This window comes from Aeromonas sp. 600774 (genome assembly GCF_049175075.1).
Taxonomy (GTDB): domain Bacteria; phylum Pseudomonadota; class Gammaproteobacteria; order Enterobacterales; family Aeromonadaceae; genus Aeromonas; species Aeromonas veronii_A.
In genome coordinates, this window is sequence record NZ_JAAKUJ010000002.1 from 48,268 (window position 1) to 67,570 (window position 19,303).

19 protein-coding genes are annotated in these 19,303 nt (G+C 59.7%); 4 read left to right on the top strand and 15 right to left on the bottom strand.

The features are described 5' to 3' along the window. Positions 1-4: 4 nt before the first annotated feature. The 15 genes from exeK to G5171_RS03365 form a co-directional block, all read right to left on the bottom strand. Entirely contained in the window at positions 5-1,003 is a 999-nt protein-coding gene (gene exeK / locus G5171_RS03295; RefSeq protein WP_421259822.1) for a GspK family T2SS minor pseudopilin variant ExeK, read from the bottom strand. Continuing rightward, positions 993-1,733 (bottom strand): type II secretion system minor pseudopilin GspJ, encoded by a 741-nt coding sequence (gene gspJ / locus G5171_RS03300; protein ID WP_421250468.1) that lies wholly within the window; start codon positions 1,731-1,733, stop codon positions 993-995. Before gspJ ends, exeK begins: the two co-directional genes overlap by 11 nt. Continuing rightward, entirely contained in the window at positions 1,730-2,089 is a 360-nt protein-coding gene (gene exeI / locus G5171_RS03305; RefSeq protein WP_005347523.1) for a GspI family T2SS minor pseudopilin variant ExeI, read from the bottom strand. The genes gspJ and exeI overlap by 4 nt, the downstream gene beginning before the upstream one ends. Before the next feature lie 82 nt (positions 2,090-2,171). Further along, positions 2,172-2,738, bottom strand: coding sequence for a GspH family T2SS minor pseudopilin variant ExeH (gene exeH, locus G5171_RS03310; RefSeq protein ID WP_421211955.1), 567 nt, complete (start codon positions 2,736-2,738; stop codon positions 2,172-2,174). After that, on the bottom strand, positions 2,735-2,854 hold the full coding sequence (locus G5171_RS03315) for a type II secretion system protein (RefSeq protein WP_421211953.1): 120 nt from the start codon (positions 2,852-2,854) through the stop codon (positions 2,735-2,737). Before G5171_RS03315 ends, exeH begins: the two co-directional genes overlap by 4 nt. Before the next feature lie 47 nt (positions 2,855-2,901). Beyond that, complete coding sequence (exeG, locus tag G5171_RS03320) at positions 2,902-3,333, bottom strand: GspG family T2SS major pseudopilin variant ExeG (protein ID WP_005347518.1); 432 nt, start codon at positions 3,331-3,333, stop codon at positions 2,902-2,904. Positions 3,334-3,430: 97 nt separating this feature from the next. Continuing rightward, positions 3,431-4,651 (bottom strand): GspF family T2SS innner membrane protein variant ExeF, encoded by a 1,221-nt coding sequence (gene exeF, locus G5171_RS03325; RefSeq protein ID WP_005347516.1) that lies wholly within the window; start codon positions 4,649-4,651, stop codon positions 3,431-3,433. A 1-nt stretch (position 4,652) separates the two neighbouring features. Further along, positions 4,653-6,158 carry a type II secretion system ATPase GspE gene (gspE, locus tag G5171_RS03330; RefSeq protein ID WP_421250467.1) on the bottom strand — a complete coding sequence of 502 codons (1,506 nt, stop codon included), beginning with the start codon at positions 6,156-6,158 and terminating at the stop codon, positions 4,653-4,655. Next, positions 6,158-8,200: a GspD family T2SS secretin variant ExeD gene (gene exeD / locus G5171_RS03335; RefSeq protein WP_216978321.1), complete on the bottom strand. Its 2,043-nt coding sequence runs from the start codon at positions 8,198-8,200 to the stop codon at positions 6,158-6,160. The genes gspE and exeD overlap by 1 nt, the downstream gene beginning before the upstream one ends. 21 nt (positions 8,201-8,221) lie before the next feature. Beyond that, positions 8,222-9,061, bottom strand: a complete 840-nt coding sequence (gene exeC / locus G5171_RS03340; RefSeq protein WP_322112875.1) for a GspC family type II secretion system variant ExeC — start codon at positions 9,059-9,061, stop codon at positions 8,222-8,224. Positions 9,062-9,282: 221 nt separating this feature from the next. Further along, complete coding sequence (gene exeB / locus G5171_RS03345) at positions 9,283-9,969, bottom strand: GspB family T2SS assembly factor variant ExeB (protein ID WP_421211947.1); 687 nt, start codon at positions 9,967-9,969, stop codon at positions 9,283-9,285. Continuing rightward, complete coding sequence (locus tag G5171_RS03350) at positions 9,969-11,537, bottom strand: ExeA family protein (RefSeq protein ID WP_421259823.1); 1,569 nt, start codon at positions 11,535-11,537, stop codon at positions 9,969-9,971. Before G5171_RS03350 ends, exeB begins: the two co-directional genes overlap by 1 nt. A 378-nt stretch (positions 11,538-11,915) precedes the next feature. Beyond that, positions 11,916-13,037: a beta-ketoacyl-ACP synthase III gene (locus G5171_RS03355; protein WP_421250465.1), complete on the bottom strand. Its 1,122-nt coding sequence runs from the start codon at positions 13,035-13,037 to the stop codon at positions 11,916-11,918. 54 nt (positions 13,038-13,091) lie between these two features. Continuing rightward, positions 13,092-14,255, bottom strand: coding sequence for a vWA domain-containing protein (locus G5171_RS03360; RefSeq protein ID WP_421250464.1), 1,164 nt, complete (start codon positions 14,253-14,255; stop codon positions 13,092-13,094). Positions 14,256-14,258: 3 nt separating this feature from the next. Beyond that, positions 14,259-15,101, bottom strand: a complete 843-nt coding sequence (locus G5171_RS03365; RefSeq protein WP_421250463.1) for an AAA family ATPase — start codon at positions 15,099-15,101, stop codon at positions 14,259-14,261. 159 nt (positions 15,102-15,260) lie between these two features. Between G5171_RS03365 and cysK the strand changes: the two genes are divergently transcribed. The 4 genes from cysK (at position 15,261) to crr (ending at position 19,255) form a co-directional block, all read left to right on the top strand. Beyond that, on the top strand, positions 15,261-16,229 hold the full coding sequence (cysK, locus tag G5171_RS03370; RefSeq protein ID WP_215807521.1) for a cysteine synthase A: 969 nt from the start codon (positions 15,261-15,263) through the stop codon (positions 16,227-16,229). A gap of 440 nt (positions 16,230-16,669) precedes the next feature. After that, positions 16,670-16,927 (top strand): HPr family phosphocarrier protein, encoded by a 258-nt coding sequence (locus tag G5171_RS03375; RefSeq protein WP_005338266.1) that lies wholly within the window; start codon positions 16,670-16,672, stop codon positions 16,925-16,927. Positions 16,928-16,973: 46 nt separating this feature from the next. Next, on the top strand, positions 16,974-18,701 hold the full coding sequence (ptsI, locus tag G5171_RS03380; protein WP_216953166.1) for a phosphoenolpyruvate-protein phosphotransferase PtsI: 1,728 nt from the start codon (positions 16,974-16,976) through the stop codon (positions 18,699-18,701). Positions 18,702-18,745: 44 nt separating this feature from the next. Beyond that, on the top strand, positions 18,746-19,255 hold the full coding sequence (gene crr / locus G5171_RS03385) for a PTS glucose transporter subunit IIA (protein WP_216953167.1): 510 nt from the start codon (positions 18,746-18,748) through the stop codon (positions 19,253-19,255). The last annotated feature ends 48 nt before the right edge of the window (positions 19,256-19,303 follow it).

The following is a 19,303-nucleotide window of genomic DNA, read 5'->3' on the forward strand; positions in this document are numbered from 1 at the left end:
TTGTTTATTCGGCGCCGCTATTGAGGCGGCGCAGCATGACCAGCTTGTTGTCCTTGCCCCGCAGGAAGGTGCTCTCCAGCCAGGCGCGGTTGTCACCGACCTCGGCGACCACGTGGGCCTCGAAAAAGTCGCTCTTGACCACCAGCGCCTCCTTGAGCCCCTTGACGGTTTCAAGAGGTACGGGCAGCTGATCCGTCATCAGCTTGCTCTCTTTCCACCCCTTCTTCGGCCGCTCGGTCAGTACCCGCTTGGCGTCATCGCTGCCAATCTTGCCCAGATAGAGGGCTGCCAGCAGCTCGGGGTGTTCGGGCAGCAGGGTGTTGATATTGATCTTCAGCTTGTCGTTTGGCAGGGCGCAGACGTAGGGGGCCAGTTTTGCGTAGACCCTGGCCGTCACCCCGCGCACCGCCCGCAGCTCATCCTTGCCCAGCATCCACTGGTTGGCGGTGAGGTAGGGAGGCTTGAGTCCCTCGTAGTAGGCATCCTCGGCCCCTAGGCTGGAGACCAGCACCGTATCCTTGTCCGTCCAGTCGCGGATGGCGTCAGTGAGCTGGGCTGCCTCGTAATCATCCATCGCCAGCTCCTTGAGCAGTGTGCGAAACACTTGCACCGGATAGGGCTGCTGCGCCAGATCCTCGTCGCTCCCCGCCTTCGATGCCACGCTCAGGCTGTTGAGGTTGAAGCAGGATTGCAGGTCGGTCACCTCGCCCTTGAGCTGGCCATCATCCACCGGAAAGATGGCATCCTTGCGGGCCCAGTTCTGACCCAGGTGCACCACCTCTGGGCTGTCTTTGAAATCCTGGGCCAGTACCTTGCTCACCAGCGCCTCAGCCGAGAGGGCATACCACCATGCCTGTTTACCTGTGGTGATGTTGGCGGTGCGGCGCAGCTCGAGCTGCAGGCGGCCGCTCATATTGCTGGCGATGATTACCATCACCGAGAGGATCAGCAGCACCACCAGCAGTGCCATGCCGCGCTGGCGGCCCGGGAGATTAGCCCCCATTGGCGCCCCCTCCATTCTGGCTGTCACCATTGCCGCCATGGGTATTGCCGTTGCCGCTCCCTTGAGCGGGGTTGCTGCTCTGGCTGTTCTCTTCGGCGCGCTGGCCACCGGCACCAATCAGAAACTGACGACGAATGGTGCCGTAATCTTCCAGATCCAGCTCCACTGCCAGCCCGTAGGGGAGCACGCTGCGTTGGGTCCACTCCTCCTTCCAGTTGCCCTTGTCGTAGAAGTAGAGGCGAAAGGCGGTGACCCCTGTCAGAATCGGCTGGATACGTGGCTCGGTGCCGATCACCGGATCCGGATAGAGGTAGCTGAGGCGCTCCAGCGTCTGCCCCTTGAGCCGCCAGCCGACCCGCTGCAGATGGGAGCGGGGCAGCATGCCATCGGGGTTGAGCCAGCCGCTGCGCATAAAGGCCATACCCCAGTCATCGCTCTGCTGGCCGAACCGGGAGGCCGCCAGCAGCACCTTGTTGTTCTCCCCCTCGATGCGGCCGCTGCGCGGCACCATCTGGGTGACATCCCGCTCCAGCAGGGTGAAGGCGAGCTGCAATTCGTTGAGGCGGGCCTCCTTGCGCTTGGCCACTTCGTCACTGGTGAGCACTCCCTGCAGCACCTGATAGGCGCCCATGCTGAGGGTGGCGAAGATGGCGATGGCCACCAGCATTTCGAGCAGGGTGAAACCGGCCTGGCGGATGGGGCGAGGTGTACGGGTGAAGAGCTGAGTCATCGGCTGATATAGGTCCGCATCATGGCGACCGGGTTCTCTGCCCTGGCTTCGGTGCGCACTTCCATGTCCAGTGCCTTGAAGTTGCTGTCGCTGGTCGCGACGCCACGATAGCGCCAGTACCAGGTACTGCCCGCCATCTGCTCCTCCCCCTCTACCCAGCTGTTGCCGGGCCACTTGTTCTCGAGCTTCTGTTGCACCAGCTGGTTCTCCACCACCCAGGTGGCCAGGGTTTTCTGCTCCAGATAGTTGAGGGCCGAGAGGTGCTCGCTGGCGGTCTTCATGACCGCGAGACCGGCAATGGCAAAGACCGCCAGCGCTACCATCACTTCGAGTAACGTCATGCCGCGCGCATTCATCGTGTCACCTGTAGAGGGCGTAGTTGGCACAGCGGTGGCGCCACCATCACAGATTTATCAAACAACATCATCCTGCAGGCGTTCATGATGGGTTGTTCCCTTTTTCATCCTCATCGCCGGTGAACAGGGTGAGACGTCCAAACTCGTCACCCCTGACAAGGCGGGTGTAACGCGCATCGTCACCCTGCTGGCTGAAGGTAAGGGTAAAGGGGGTCAGTTCACCACCGGGGAAGATAAGGAGCTGCGGGGTACGCTCCTTCGCATCCCGTTTCTTTTCTCGCTCTTCATCGGGATCCGGCTGCCAGCCAAATCCCTCCAGTTCGAGCGTCAGGGTCATCTCGTCGGGCAGTTGTACCGGGCCCAGCTGTTTGTCGCCGGCCAGGGCCAGCCACTTGCGATCCCTGGCCTGACGCTGCATAAACTGCCAGCCGTTATCCTCGATGCGAATGCCCACCAGTCGACCATCCATCACCGCATACTCCTGCGCCAGTTGCAGGGTCGCCATCAGGCGGCGCGCCTGCTTGTCGATTTCCCTGTCACCTTTTGCGCCCCCCATGCTGAGGGTGACGGCGGTGGCCACCAGCCCCATCAGCATGGCAACCAGCAACACTTCCAGCAGAGTAAAGCCAGCTTGGCGAGTATGTTTCATGGCACCAGCCTCAACTGCATAGCGGTAGCCTCAAGCCGACCCATCAACATGGCAACGAGCAGCACCTCCAGCAGGGTAAAGCCGGATTGACAACGGGCAGATGGTGCAGCCCTCATTCAGGCTGCTCCAGCAAGGCGGACTGCATGGGGTGGCGGCACATCACTTATTGGAAATCCTTCAGGTTCCAGTTGCCGATGTCGTCATCGGTACCGGCTTCGCCATCCAGACCCATGGAGAAGATATCGATCTTGCCGAACTGGCCCGGGCTCAGCAGCTGGTAGGGGTTGCCCCAGGGATCTTGCGGCAGGCGCTTGATGTAGCCGCCATCGCGGTAGCTACGCGGTGCCGGATCGATGGAGGGCTTGGTCACCAGTGCCTCCAGACCCTGTTCGGTGGTCGGGTAGCGGTTGTTGTCCAGCTTGTACATGTCGAGGGCGTTTTCCAGCGCCACGATATCGGAGACCGCTTTCTGCTGGTCAGCCTTCTCCTTGTTGCCCATCAGGTTGGGCACCACCAGGCTGGCCAGAATACCGAGGATCACGATGACCACCATGACTTCCAGCAGGGTAAAACCGGATTGACGACGTTTGTTCATGAGTTGCTCCGTAACGAATGAGATGGGATGACCCATCAGAGAGTGATCACTGGGTGGGTTCGACGGGCCGCCAGCGGCATCACCGAACACCGGAAACTTACATATTCACCATATTGTTGAGCTCGAGGATCGGCTGCAGGATCGACATCACGATAAACAGCACTACCCCGGCCATGGAGACCACCAGCATGGGTTCGAATACCCCGAGGGCGATATTGACCTGGGATTCAAACTCCCGATCCTGGTTGTCTGCCGCCCGCTCCAGCATGCTGTCGAGCTCGCCGCTCTGCTCGCCGGAGGCGATCATGTGCAGCATCATGGGCGGGAAAATTTTGGTCTCGGTCAGCGACTTGCGCAGACTGGTCCCTTCGCGCACCCGTTCGGCGGCCTCGAGAATGCGCATTCTGGCAAAGTCGTTGGAGAGCACTTCACCGGCGATCTTCATCCCCTCCAGCAGCGGCACCGCACTGGCGTTGAGAATGCTTAAAGTGCGGGCGAAACGGGCGGTGTTGAGACCGCGGCTGACCCGGCCAATCACCGGCAGGCCGAGCAGCACCTGATGCCAGCGCCGGCGGCGCTTCTCGTCGGTGAGCCACCAGCGCCAGACAAAGCTGCCGAGGAAGATCAGCAGCAGGAACCAGAGGCCGTATGCCTGCATCAGTTCGCTGGTGCCGATGAGAAAACGGGTGGTGCCCGGCAGCTGCTGACCCATGTGTTCAAACTGGGCAACCACCTTGGGCACCACGGCGGTGAGCAGGATCGAGATAACCCCGATGGCGACGCAGGTCAATACGATGGGGTAGATCATCGCCTGCAGCAGCTTGGTGCGCATATGCTGGCGCTGCTCGGTGTAGTCAGCGAGGCGGTTGAGCACTTTTTCCAGATGGCCCGACTTTTCACCGGCCGCCACCATGGAGCGAAACAGCTGGTCGAACACATGGGGAAAGGCCCCCAGCGAGTCGGCCAGCGAATAACCTTCCACTACCTTGCTGCGCACGGTCGCCACCAGAGAGCGCAAGTGGGCCTTTTCGCACTGCTCGGCCACCGCCTTGAGCGCCTCTTCGATGGTGAGACCGGCACCGACCAGGGTGGCCAGCTGGCGAGTGATCAGGGCCAGCTCGGCAGTGCTGGCACCGCGACGGAACAGGGCGAAGCGGGTTGCCTCCCGTTTCGCCTTCTCGGTGGTCTCGTTGACCTCGAGCGGGGTGAGCCCCTGCTCGCGCAGCAGCTGGCGTACCTGACGGGCCGAGTCGCCCTCCATCACGCCGCTCTTGCTACGCCCCTTGTTATCGAGGGCCTTGTATTCGAATGCCGCCATCTCAATCTTCCCGGGTCACGCGCAGTACCTCTTCGAGGCTGGTCTGCCCCTTGAGCACCTTGTCGATGCCATCGCGGCGGATGCTGGGGGTGTGGCCGCGGATCAGCCGTTCAATGGTCATCTCGCCGCTGGCACCGTGAATGGCTTCACGCACCGCCTCGTCAACCACCACCAGTTCGTGGATGCCGGTGCGACCGCGATAGCCGGTGTGGTTGCACTGTTCGCAGCCCACCGGATGCCAGATAGGCTGATCCGGCTCCAGCTTGATGCCCATGGCGAGACGCTCCTGCTCGGTGGCCGGGCGCGGGGCGCGGCAATCGGGGCAGAGGGTGCGCACCAGCCGCTGGGCCAGCACCGCCAGCAGGGAGGAGGAGAGCAGGAAGGGCTCGATCCCCATGTCCCGCATCCGGGTGATGGCGCCGATGGCGGTATTGGTGTGCAGGGTCGACATCACCAGGTGACCGGTGAGGGAGGCCTGTACCGCGATCTGGGCGGTCTCGAGGTCACGAATTTCCCCCACCATCACCACATCCGGATCCTGACGCAGGATGGCGCGCAGGCCGCGGGCGAAGGTCATGTCCACCTTGGTGTTGACCTGGGTCTGGCCCACCCCTTCGAGGTCATATTCGATGGGATCTTCGACGGTCAGGATGTTGCGATCCCGCGAGTTGATTTCAGACAGCGCCGCATAGAGGGTGGTGGATTTACCGGAACCGGTCGGGCCGGTGACCAGAATAATGCCGTGGGGCTTGCGAATAAGCTCGCTGATGATGGTGCGGTTGGCCGCGGTCATCCCCAGCTGCTTGAGCTCGAGGCGCACGTTGTTCTTGTCCAAGAGACGCAATACCACCCGCTCGCCGTAACTGGACGGCATGGTGGAGACCCGCACATCGACGGCGCGGCCGCCGATACGCAGCGAGATACGGCCATCCTGCGGCACCCGCTTCTCGGCGATATCCATCCGCGACATGACCTTGATCCGCGAGACCAGGAGCGAGGCCAGCTTGCGATGGGGGCGCAGGATCTCCCGCAGCACCCCATCGATGCGAAACCGGATCACCAGTGCCCGCTCGAAGGTCTCGATATGGATATCTGAGGCCTCCTCCTTGATCGCCTCGCTCAGCATAGCGTTGATGAGGCGAATGATGGGGGCGTCGTCATCTGCGTCCAGCAGGTCTTCGCTCTGGGGCAGCTCTTCGGCCAGCGCGAAGAAGTCCATCTCGTTGCCGAGATCTTCCATCAGCTGACGTGCCTCGGAGGAGTCGCGCTGATAGTGGGCCATCAGCAGCTCTTCGAAGGACTCGTTGTCGAGCTGCTCCACCGCGAAGCTGCAACCCGCTACCCGCCGTACTTCCAGCAGGGCTTGCGGGGTGACGCCGGGGCGGCACTGCAACACAGGTGCCCCTTCCCGCTCAATCAGGATCACCCCGAAATTGCGGGCAAAGGCAAAGGGCAGCTCCGGCAGCGGGGGCGGCAACTCGCCGCCGTCAAGATGGTAGGCACTCATCAGGGACGGCTCTGCACAAAGGGGGTGGTGGTTTCGACGGCGCTCTGCTGTCTGTTCTGCATCTCGTTGATCTGCTTCTGAATCTCTTTTTGCAGCTCGGGTGATACCATCACATCCTGACCGTAGGCGGGCAATACCTGACGGGCGGGGGAGGTGAGGTAGCCCTCCTGCGAGGCCGCATTGAGCTGCTCTGCGCGGAACAGACTGTACTTGTTACTGGAGATGCCGGAGTAGACGTCCGCATCGCGCAAGATGGTGGGCCGGATAAAGACCATCAGGTTGCGCTTGGAGGTACTGTTGGCGGTAGAACGGAACAAATAGCCCAGTACCGGGATATCGCCGAGTAGTGGTACCTTGGAGATCTCCTCCTTGGTCTGCTCATCCATCAGGCCGCCCAGCACCACGGTTTCGCCACTCTTTACCAGCACGGAGTTCTTGACGGTACGGGTATCGAAGGTGGGTCCCAGACCGTCTGTTCCTGTTGCCTGTTTACCCACGCTCGAGACTTCCTGCTCGATGTTGAGCAGCACCGAATCCCCTTCATTGATCTGCGGCGTGACCGTCAGCTTGGTGCCCACTGTCTTGCGCTCGATAGTGCTGAACACCTGATCACTGGTAGTGGAGGTCTGTGAGCCGCTCTGGACCGGAACCTCCTGACCGACGTTGAAGGAGGCCTCCTTGTTATCCATGGTGACGATACTCGGGGTGGAGAGAATATCGTTCTTGGTATTGGAGGCCAGCGCCGTCGCCAGCATGGCCCAGTCGCCGTGATAGAAACCGGCAGCCATCCCGTTAAAGCTCTCTAGCAACTTGGCAGCACCATCGGTCTTGCCATTCTGGTAATCCTTGCCCGCGGCGATGGCACCAGTGATGGGGAGCCCTGTGTTCGTGAACTGGGTACCGCCGCCATTGGCATTGCCCCACTGGACGCCGAGGTTGAGGCCATCGGCATCCTGCATTTCGACGATGATCGCCTCTACCAGCACCTGGGCGCGGCGGATGTCGAGCTTGGCGATGACCTGTTCGAGCTCGGCCATCACGTCTGGTTGGGCGGTGATGACCAGAGCATTGGTAGTCTCGTCGGCCGAGATGGCCAGCTTGCCGCCGCCGATACTGCCGCCACTGGTAGCGGCTGCGCTGCCACCCCCTTTCTTGTCGGCCTCGATGCTGGAGCTGACCCCCTTGAGCACATCGACCATGTCCTTGGCCTTGCCATATTTGAGATAGAAGACCCGAGTATTGCCCTGACTCTGCAGGTCACGGTCGAGCTGGCGTACCATCTGGATGATGCGGGCGCGCGCTTTCGGCTCTCCACTCACTACCACCGAGTTGGTGCGCTCGTCAGCCACCACCTTGGGGGAGAGCAGCAGGGAGGCGGTGCCTCCTTGCGGATTGCCATCCTTGTTGAGGTTGGTCACCAAGCGAACCATCTCGCCCGCCGAGGCAAACTTGAGCTTGATGATGTCCACATCCTGATCGCCAGCACGGTCGACCCGGTTGACCACTTCCACCAGACGATTGACCACGGCAGCGCGGCCGGTGATGAGCAGCACGTTTGAGGGCTCGTAGTGCACCACATTGCCACCACCGGCGTTATCGTTGAGCTGGCGCAGCAGGGGAGCCAGTTCACGCACCGAGACGTTGCGCACCGGCACGACCCGGGTCACCATCTCGTCGCCCATGCCCGGGTTGCTGCCATCCACCACCGGAATGGCGGAGGTCTTGGCATCCCGTGAGCGCAGTATCTTGAGCACGCCGTTATCCATCGGCACCACGGCAAAGCCGTAGACGTCGAGTACGCTCAGAAAGAACTGGTAGTACTGCTCCTCGTTGAGCAGGTCGTAGCTGCGCACGTTGATCTTGCCGCGCACCGAGGGCTCTATGATGATGGTTTTATTGAGGTTCTTGCCCACCGTATTGATGAACTCTTCAATGTCGGTGTTCTTGAAACTGGCAGAGTATTCGGTGGCCCAGGCTGAGCCCGCCATCATCAGTGCCGCTGCGATAGTGGCCAGACGCCAGCCTTTCCCTTTAGTTGTCATTATTGGTACGACTCCAAATCATTATTCTGACAAGCGCACATAGACATCGAACTGTTCGCCCTGTCGCTCGACGGTCACTGTCATTTCCGTTGCGCCAGCCAGCTGCTGCATCGCCTGCATGGCTTGCATGTTGTCCCGTAAATCCAGCCCGTTGATGCTGATGGCCAGGTCATTGGCCTGCAGCCCGCTCTGGTTGAAAAATTCCGGATGGGGGCCCGGGTTGAGGCGATAGCCGGTCATGCGGCCATCCACTTGAACCGGTGAAATATTGAGGTAATCGGTGATCTTGCCCGGGTCGGCCATCAGCTCGCTGCGCAGGGAGCCAAGAGGAGCAGAGTTGGTTTGCGGCAGCGGCTTGCCATACTCCTCGCCATCCAGCATCAGGGTCTCGTCGCGGCCATCCCGCTCGATGATCACCCGATCCGGATAGACCTGCCGGATCCGCGCCTGGGTGCCGTCAATCATGTCGCCAATACCATATGAGTTCTGGATGCCGGACATGGCGATGATAGCGATGGATTTGGATGGATCTGAGCTGGCCAGCACCCCGTTGAGTTGGGCATTGAGCTGGGTACGCGGCGCATTGGCGGCCACTGCGGCTTTGGCCTGCGCCTTGGGGATCGCCTTGCCAAACAGCGCCAGTCGGCTTACCTCATCCAGCTCAAGGCGCGGGCTGCTCTGGCCGCTGACCGCTACGGTGGAAGGTTGCCACGGCTGGCTGGATTGCGGGTTTGCCAGGGTGAGCAAGCGCCAGGTGAGTGCTGCGCTCTGTTGTGCCAGCATCAACAGCAGCGCCAGAAAGAACACTCCAGTGACGCGAGTCAAAGGAAGCTGCCGGCACCGGGCCAGCAGCAGGGTCAAGATGTCATCCCTGAATCGTAGCGTCATATTAATCAACAAATTCCAGGTTCTGGGGCGGCTGCGTATTGTGTACGGCTGCGTGCTGTGACACAACGGGTCCGGGCACACCAAACTGTAAAAATGGATATTTCATCACACCGTAACCCTTTGAATGCTCATAAAAGTGTCACTCAGGTGAGGCGCATCCTGCTGGCCAGCGATCATCAGGGACAGGTGCGTACTCACCCTCGCCAATCCTGCAACGCCTTGAGGGTTACGCTCTGGCCTCCGACCTGCAGCACAATGTACTGCTGGTCTATGGTGGCGAGCAGGACTCCGGGGGCGATTTCGCTTCCTTCCCGATATTCCCGGCCATTGAGCACCACGGCCCGCTTGGCCGGATTGGATGAGAACACATGGGAGCCATAGCTGAATGCGGGCACTTGCTGGCGAACCGAAAGCGGAGCGGCATTCAGCGACATCAGCTGGGCCGGCTGCACGCCTTGGGGAACTGTACCCGATTCCTGTTGCAGCGGTGTTTCGTTGAGGGCGCGCATCAGCTGTTCGGCCAAGGTCGGTCGACTGGTTGCCGGATTGCTGGCAGCCGCAGCAACCCTGGGCTGCTGCACCACAGGTTCCGGCAGGGGCGGGGGCAGCGGACGGGTCACCATCGCCTTGGGCTCAACCCGCACGAAGGGGGAGGCAATCACCTCTTTTACCTCCACCTTCTCCTCGATGGGACGCAGGTGGATTAGATGCCAGCCATAGTTGGCACCCGCCCCCAGTAGCAGGGCAAGGGGGGCCAGCAGCCAGCCGATACGGCGCGCGGGTTGCGTCTCTTCGCGGGCTACTGCTAGCCCCATGGCGGGAATATGGCTCTGTTGCGAAGGCTGCTGGGCACGGCGCAGAGCATTGAGCAGGGTAGACATCAGGAGGCCTCCTCCAGTCTTGGCATGGGTTCGCCGGAGAGAGCGTTGAGCCGCAGCAGGGTGTTGCTGCCGGCGATGCCATCAGGGGTGAGCCCCTGATCCCGCTGGAACTGCTGCAGTTTGGTCTTGAGCTCGCCATCGAAACGGCGCACCTTGCGTTCGGGTTGTTGCAATGCTCGGCTCAGGGCGTTGTCGAGCCACTGGATCTGGGTCTGTCCGGCATTGCTGGCGATCAGGCTGACGCCCCCTTTCGGCATGCGCCAGAGCAGGGTATAGCTGCCACCCCAGTTGTCGGTGAGCCACTGGCGATCCACTTGCCAGCTCTGGTTGCCGATCATCAGGCTGGCCTTGCTTGGCCCCAGATTGACCAGGGTGGCGTAATAGAGACCGCCATTCTGGTCAGTGAGCGTGATCATGGCGGGATACTGCAGGGCGCGCAGCTCGTCGAGGCTTGCCTCTCCCTCCTGACAGCGCAGACCGGCACGGGGCGCGTTGTCACATGTTGCCTCGAACGGTTCCGGTTCATAACCCCAGACCCGATAGAGATTCTGCATGGCGCTGTCGGGGTCGATGGCCTGATTGATCGCCTCGGTCAGCTGCTCCTGCTGCTCGGCGGTTTCGTCAACGGTGACAGGCACCTCGACCTTGACTACCGGACGGGTGGGGAACACGCCGAAAAATTGCCAGCTCCACCAGCCTGCGGCCACCAGCAGGGCGCCCGCCAGCGTCACCATCAGACCGGAGGCCCAGCTCCCTTCGTCCCGAACGCCATTGACCTCGAAGGCGGCCTGGCTGATATCGCTGTGGACAATCTTGTAGCTGCCACGGGCGAAGGCTGCGAGCAGGGCGCGATCGCAGATGAGGTTGATCAGGCGCGGAATGCCGCCGGAGAGCCGATGCAGCGTCTGGATCGCTCTGGGGGTAAAAATGGGCTGCACACAACTGGCTACTTGCAGCCGGAAGCGGACGTAGGCATCCACATCGGTGGCGGAGAGGGGCAGCAGGTGGTAGCGGGCGGTGATGCGCTGGGCCAGTTGGCGCAACAGGGGCAGGCGCAGCATCTGTTGCAGTTCGGGTTGGCCGATCAGCACGATTTGCAGCAGTTTTTTCTCGTCGGTTTCCAGGTTGGTCAGCAGACGCAACTGCTCCAATACCCCGGGCAACAGATGTTGGGCCTCATCCACCAGTACCACGCTGCGCTTGCCTGCGGTCAGGTTGGCCAGCAGGTGGTCGCGGATCAGGTCGAACAGTTGCTTGATCCCAGCCTCGGCGGGGTAGGGGAGTTGAAACTCGTCACAGATGGCGGCCAGCAGATCCCGTTCGGTCAGGGAGGGGTTGAGGATGTAGGCGATCTCGGTCTCTGCTGGCAACTGCTGCAACAGGCAGCGGGAGACGGTGGTTTTGCCAGTGCCCACTTCGCCGGTCAGCAGCACAAAGCCGCCGCCATCCTGCAATCCGTAGTTGAGGTGAGCAAGGGCTTCGCCGTGGCGCTCACTCATATAGAGGTATTTGGGATTGGGCGAGATAGAGAAGGGCGGTTCAGATAGGCCGAAGAACTGTGTGTACATGAGGGGGATTCTTTTGTAGCCGGCGACAGATTAGAAATGTCTCCGGATGATAGCAAACCTCGAATTCATTGGAAGCCATCATTGGCAAAGGATGACAAATTGCCGCCTTTTCCTGTCATCTTGTGATCCAGATAGCGGCCCGTTGCACCATGGTACTCAAAAATTGCAACGAATCTGAAAAATAAGTTTTTCATCAATGGCTTGTCGGTATCCGTTGTCACTGTGTTCTGGCGTTTTCGGGTCAATAGTTATGGTCTGACCACTCTCTTATGCCCATCTTCTCCTCTCGCAAGGGGGGCCGGGAGAGGGGCTAGTGGCGAAACAGTACCAAGCCCCAACCAGAGTGCAGGGCGCGGGCCATTTTCCCCGCGCACTCTGTTACTGTCGTTGTAGCAGCAGACTGCCGATGGAGTAACCGGCACCAAACGAGCAGAGGACGCCGCGGGCCCCGGCAGGAAGGTCACCGTTGTGAAGGTGAAACGCAATGATGGAGCCTGCCGAGCTGGTGTTGCCGTAGCTGTCGAGAATGATCGGCGCCTCCTGCTGGCTGGCATCGTGACCGAGCAGCTTGCGACCGATGAACTGGTTCATGGTGAGGTTGGCCTGATGGAGCCAGAGCCGGTTCAGGCTCTCGGCGGGCCAGCCCTGCTCATCGAGCTGGTTGGCTATCTGGTCGCACACCAGCGGTAACACCTCCTTGAACACCTTGCGCCCCTGCTGGCGGAACAGCTTGTCGTCGCTGTAGCGGGTGCGCGGGCTCAGCCGGTTCAGAAAGCCGAAGTTGTTGCGGATGTTGTTGGAGTACTGGGTCACCAGCTTGCTGGCCACCAGTTGCCACGGATTGGCCACCTTGCAATCGGCCTCCCGCTCCAGCAGCACCGCGGTGCAGGCATCACCGAAGATAAAGTGGCTATCGCGATCGCGAAAATTGAGGTGCCCCGAGCAGATCTCCGGATTGACCACCAACGCCACGTTGGCTGTGCCTGCCGCCAGCATGTCGGCGGCTGTCTTGATGCCGAAGGTGGCAGACGAGCAGGCCACGTTCATATCAAAGGCCATGCCGCTCGCCCCCAGATAGTGCTGCAGCTCGATGGCCAGCGCTGGGTAGGGGCGCGGCATGTTGGAGGCGGCGACGATCACCAGATCGATCTCGCCGGGCTCGCGACCGGCGGCGATCAGCGCCTGCTCGGCGGCGGCCACCGCCATCTCCACCATGATGGAGGGCATCTCATCGGGCCGCTCCGCCAGCAGCGGCTGCATGATATCGGGGTTGAGCACCCCCTCGCGGCTCACCAGATAACGGCTCTTGATGCCGGAGGCCTTCTCGATGAACTCGCAGCTGGAGTGCTGCTTGGCGGGGAGCTGGCCGGCGTCGATGGCAGAGGCGTTCTCCTCGTTGTAGAGATCCACATACTGGTTGAAGGCAGCCACCAGCTCTTCATTGCTGACGGCAAAGGGTGGGGTATAGAGGCCTGAGCCACTGATCACGATAGAGGTCATCTTTGCTCCTCGCCGGGGGCGTTCCCGGCTTGTCGGTTTATAGGGTAGAGAGGGTTACAGCTGGTCGATCGCCGCAGCGAGACCCGCCAGGGTCAGCGGATGCATTCGCCCGCCAACCACGTCATTCATCAGCTTGATGGAGGGATGCCAGAGCCACTCCCGGCGCGGGGTGGGGTTGATCCACACCAGTTTGGGAAAGTGCTGCTGCAAGCGGGTAAGCCACACCTGACCCGACTCTTCGTTCCACTGCTCGACACTGCCGCCTGGCCAGGTGATCTCGTAGGGGCCCATGGTGGCATCCCCCACCAGGATCACCCGGTAGTCGCTGCCGTAGGTGCGCAGTAGCCGCAGGGTATCGAACCGCTCCTCAAAGCGGCGCTCGTTATCCTTCCAGACGAAGTCGTAGAGGCAGTTGTGAAAATAGAAGTACTCCAGATGCTTGAACTCGTGGCGCAGGGCGGAGAAGAGGCGCTGCACCTCGGCCACGTGGGCATCCATGGAGCCTCCCACATCGAAGAAAACCAACAGCTTCACCCCGTTGTGGCGCTCGGGCCGCAGTTTCACATCGAGCCAGCCCTGGCGGGCAGAACTTTTTATGGTGTCGTCGAGATCCAGCTCGTCGGGATTGCCTTTGCGCACCCAGCGTCTGAGTTTGCGCAGCGCGAGCTGAATGGCGCGCTGGCCAAGCGGTGAGTCGTCGCTGAAGTTGCGATAATGTCTGGCCTCCCACACCTTGGCCGCCTTGCCGTGCTGCCCCTCTCCACCCATGCGCACCCCCTCGGGGTGAAAACCGCCGTGGCCAAACGGGCTGCTGCCACCAGTCCCCACCCACTTGTTGCCGCCGGCGTGGCGCTCTTTCTGCTCGCGTAATCGCTGGTTAAGGGTTTCAATCAGCTTGTCGAGTCCGCCAAGGGATTTGAGCAGCGCCTTCTCCTCTGGGCTCAACAGCCGTTCGAACTCCTTGCGCAGCCACTCCTCGGGCAGGCTCTCCGGCAGCAGGGGAATCGCTTCCAGCCCCTCATAGTATTCGGCGAAGGCGCGATCGAAGCGATCGTAGTGGGCCTCGTCTTTTACCAGCAGGCAGCGGGAGAGCTGGTAGAACTCGTCCATATCGACAGCGACCAGCCGGGCAGCCAGTGCGGCGTGCAAGTCCAGCAGCTCACGCAGGCTGCACGGGAGTTTGTGGCGGCGCAGGTGGGTAAAAAAGTCGATCAGCATGGGTCAGCTGCCGCGCCGGGCCAGAAAGGCGAGCTTCTCGAAGAGATGCAGATCCTGCTCGGTCTTGAGCAGGGCGCCATATAGCGCGGGCACCAGCTTGCCGGGCTCGCGGGCACGCATCGCCTCGGGGGCGATATCGTCGGCCAAGAGCAGGCGGATCCAGTCCAGCAGCTCCGAGGTGGAGGGTTTCTTGCGCAGCCCCTCTACCTCGCGCAGCTCGAAGAAGAGATCCATTGCCTCGCCAAGCAGGCTCTCCTTGAGGTCGGGGTAGTGGAGTTTGACGATGGCCTGCATCTCGGCCTTGTCGGGGAAGCGGATGTAGTGGAAGAAACAGCGGCGCAGGAAGGCATCCGGCAGCTCTTTTTCGTTGTTGGAGGTGATGATGACCACCGGCCGCTGGCGCGCCTTGACTCGCTCGCCGGTCTCGTAGACGTCGAACTCCATCCGATCCAGCTCCAGCAGCAGATCGTTGGGGAATTCGATGTCGGCCTTGTCGATCTCGTCGATCAGCAGCACAGGTCGCTGCTCGGCGCTAAAAGCCTGCCACAGCTTGCCTTGACGAATGTAGTGGCTGATATCGGCCACTCTGGGATCGCCGAGCTGTGAGTCGCGCAGCCGGGCCACCGCATCATATTCGTAGAGTCCCTGCTGGGCCTTGGTGGTGGACTTGATATGCCAGGCAATGAGATCGGTGCCAAGATGATTGGCGACCGCTTCTGCCAGCACCGTTTTGCCGGTGCCTGGCTCCCCTTTGATCAGCAGCGGTTTTTCGAGGGTGATGGCGGCATTGACCGCCATCTTCAATGCATCGGAGGCGAGATACTGGCTGCTTCCTGAAAATCCCATAACGTCGGTTCCTTTGACGATTGGCTCCCGGAGTCAGGGGCCAGAGAGAATAAGATCTATATGTTGTAATACCATATGGTTATAACGAATAGTCACTTCTCATTCAGAAACCACAGGGTAATCTTGTTTCATCGTCGTAACAAACACAGGGATAGCACCATGAGCAAAATTTTTGAGGACAACAGCCAGACTATCGGTCACACCCCGCTGGTTCGTCTCAACCGTGTTACCAAAGGCCGCGTGCTGGCCAAGATCGAGAGCCGCAACCCCAGCTTCAGCGTCAAGTGCCGGATCGGCGCCAACCTGATCTGGGATGCCGAGAAGCGTGGCATCCTGACCAAGGGTAAGGAGATCATCGAGCCCACCAGCGGCAACACGGGTATTGCTCTGGCATTTGTTGCGGCTGCTCGCGGCTATCCCATTACCCTGACCATGCCGGCAACCATGAGTCTGGAGCGCCGCAAGCTGCTCAAGGCGCTCGGTGCCAATTTGGTGCTGACCGAAGGACCGCTTGGAATGAAAGGGGCCATTGCCAAGGCCAACGAGATCCTCGAGTCCGAGCCGGGCAAATACGTGCTGTTGCAACAGTTTGAAAACCCGGCCAACCCGGAGATCCACGAAAAGACCACTGGCCCCGAGATTTGGGATGCCACTGACGGTGAGGTGGATGTGTTCGTGGCCGGGGTCGGTACCGGCGGCACCATTACCGGTGTCTCCCGCTACCTGAAGAAGACCCAGGGCAAGGCGGTGGTCTCTGTTGCGGTCGAACCTGCCGAGTCGCCGGTCATCAGCCAGAAGTTGGCCGGTGAAGAGATCAAACCGGGCCCCCACAAGATCCAGGGTATCGGCGCCGGCTTTATCCCGGGCAACCTCGACCTCTCCCTGATTGACCGGGTCGAGCAGGTGACCAGTGACGAAGCTATCGAGATGGCTCGCCGCCTGATGGAGGAGGAGGGGATCCTGGCCGGTATCAGCTCCGGTGCTGCTGTGGTGGCAGCCAGCCGTCTGGCCGAGCAGCCGGAGTTTGAAGGAAAAACGATAGTCGTTATCCTACCGAGCGCCGCGGAGCGTTACCTCTCCAGCGCCCTGTTTGCCGGGGTGTTCAGCGAGCAGGAACTGCAGCAGTAACTGATCGGAATCTTTCAAAACAGCGGCGCTCCCAAGAGCGCCGCTTCTTTATGGGCTAGACTCAACCCCTGATAGTGTCACTTGGTCCTTATTTTTTGGGGTAAAATAACAAGCTTGGGAGTGAGAAAAAAAGCAGACATTCTGTGATAAATCTCATATCCTGTGCGGCGTCACGCGGTGTTTGCTGGCTGGGTATCACAAAGTAACAAAGTGTTATTTTTCGTTATAAAATAATTTCAAGCCAGTCCTGATGCGGCTTGTAGCCCAATAACTGAAAATTGCCAACCAGCGTGCCGATTACTGCACAGAAACTTGACCTGGATTAAACCATTGCGGGTCTGCTTTCGTTACTTTACAACATATCCATACTGACACGGTGGGTCAGGTTGCTTCAAAAACGACCAATCCACCAAAAAATATCAATAATATGGGGTGAAACCATGTACGAGAAGTCTGTTGTTATTACTGCTGAAAACGGCCTGCACACCCGTCCGGCAGCTCAGTTCGTGAAAGAAGCCAAAGAATTCCAAAGCGAGATCACTGTGGTCTCCGGTGGCAAGTCCGCCAGCGCCAAGAGCCTGTTCAAGCTGCAGACCCTGGGCCTGACCAAGGGTACCAACGTAACTATCCAGGCTGATGGCCCGGATGCTCAGCAAGCTGTTGAGAAGCTGGTTGCCCTGATGGACGAGCTGGAGTAATCCAGCTTTAGATTCCTCCCCCACAGTCGTTTTAATAGGAAGGATTATGATATCTGGCATTCTTGCGTCCCCCGGTATCGCATTCGGTAAGGCGCTTCTTCTTAAAGAAGATGAAATCGTTATCAATCAGGGCAAAATCTCTGCTGATCAGATTGATGGCGAGATCAACCGTTTCCTCGAAGCTCGTACCAAGTCAGCTGCCCAGCTGGAAGCCATCAAAGAGATGGCCGGTCGCACCTTCGGTGAGGAAAAAGAGGCCATCTTCGAAGGCCACATCATGTTGCTCGAAGATGAGGAGCTGGAAGGGGATATCAAATCCTTCATCAAAGAGAACAAGGCATCCGCCGACAAAGCCATCTATGAGGTGATCGAGCAGTACGCCAAGATGATGGCCGAGCTGGATGACCCCTATCTGCGCGAGCGCGCCACCGACTTCCGTGACATCGGTACCCGTCTGGTGAAGAACGTGCTGGGCATCGCCGTTGTCAACCTGAGCACCATCGACGAAGAGGTGATCCTGGTCGCCAAAGACCTGACCCCGTCTGAAACCGCTCAGATCAACCTGAAATATGTGCTGGGTTTCGTCACCGATATCGGTGGCCGTACCTCTCACACCTCCATCATGGCCCGCTCCCTGGAGCTGCCGGCCGTGGTAGGCACCAACGACATCACCGAGCGCGTCAAGAACGGTGACATGCTGGTGCTGGATGCGATCAATAACCAGATCATCATCAATCCGACCGCTGAACAGCTGAACGAAGCCAAGAAGTTCCAGGCTCAGTTCCAGGCCGAGAAAGATGAGCTGGCCAAGCTGAAAGATCTGCCTGCCATCACGCTGGATGGTCACCAGGTCGAAGTGTGCGCCAACATCGGTACCGTCAAGGATACCGAAGGTGCCATCCGTAATGGCGCCGAAGGCGTGGGTCTGTACCGTACCGAGTTCCTGTTCATGGACCGTGACGCGCTGCCGACCGAAGACGAGCAGTTCAAAGCCTACAAAGAAGTGGCCGAAGCGATGCCGGATCAGCCGATCATCGTGCGTACCATGGACATTGGCGGCGACAAAGAGCTGCCGTACATGAATTTCCCGAAAGAGATGAACCCCTTCCTGGGCTGGCGTGCCGTGCGTATTTTCTTCGACCGCGAAGACATCATGCACGCTCAGCTGAGGGCCATTCTGCGTGCGTCTGCCTTCGGCAAACTGCGCATCATGTTCCCGATGATCATCTCTGTCGAAGAGTTCCGTAGCCTGAAAGCGACCGTAGAGACCCTGAAAGCCGAACTGCGTGCTGAAGGCAAAGCCTTTGATGAATCCATCGAAGTGGGTATCATGATCGAGACCCCGGCCGCTGCCGTGATGGCTCATCATCTGGCCAAGGAAGTGGATTTCTTCAGTATCGGTACCAACGACCTGACCCAGTACACTCTGGCCGTCGACCGTGGTAACGAGATGATCTCTGCTATGTACAACCCGCTGTCACCCTCCGTCCTGACCCTGATCAAGATGGTTATCGATGCGTCCCACGCCGAAGGCAAGTGGACCGGTATGTGTGGTGAACTGGCTGGTGACGAGCGCGCCACTCTGCTGCTGCTGGGTATGGGTCTGGATGAGTTCTCCATGAGCGCCATCTCTGTACCGCGTATCAAGAAGCTTATCCGCAACACCAGCTTCGAAGATGTGAAGGCAATGGCTGACCAGGCATTGAGCTTTGCCACCGCTGCTGAAATCGAAGCGTGCGTAGATAACTTTATCAAGCAGAAGGCAGTCTGCTAAGATCGGCTGCAAACAGCGACAAATCATCTTTAGGAGCTTTTACTATGGGTCTGTTCGACAAACTGAAGAAACTGGTGTCCGACGATAGCGCTGATACCGGCGGCATCGAAATCTTTGCTCCGCTGTCTGGCGAAATCGTGCCGATCGAAGATGTGCCTGACGTTGTCTTCGCCGAGAAGATCGTGGGTGACGGCATCGCCATCAAGCCGGCTGGCAACAAGATGGTTGCTCCGTGCGACGGCACCATCGGCAAAATCTTCGAGACCAACCATGCGTTCTCTCTGGAGTCCGACTCTGGGATCGAGCTGTTCGTTCACTTCGGTATCGACACCGTTGAACTGAAAGGCGAAGGCTTCAAGCGTATCGCTCAGGAAGGCCAGCAGGTCAAGCGCGGTGACACCATCATCGAATTCGATCTGGCCGTTCTGGAAGCAAAAGCCAAATCTACCCTGACTCCGGTGGTCATCTCCAACATGGACGAGATCAAAGAGCTGGTGAAGATGACTGGTGCCGTGACTGTGGGCGAGACTCCGGTTATCCGTATCAAGAAGTAATGGTCGGCTGGCCTATGCCAGTTGCCGCAGTAAAAAACCGAAGCCTGG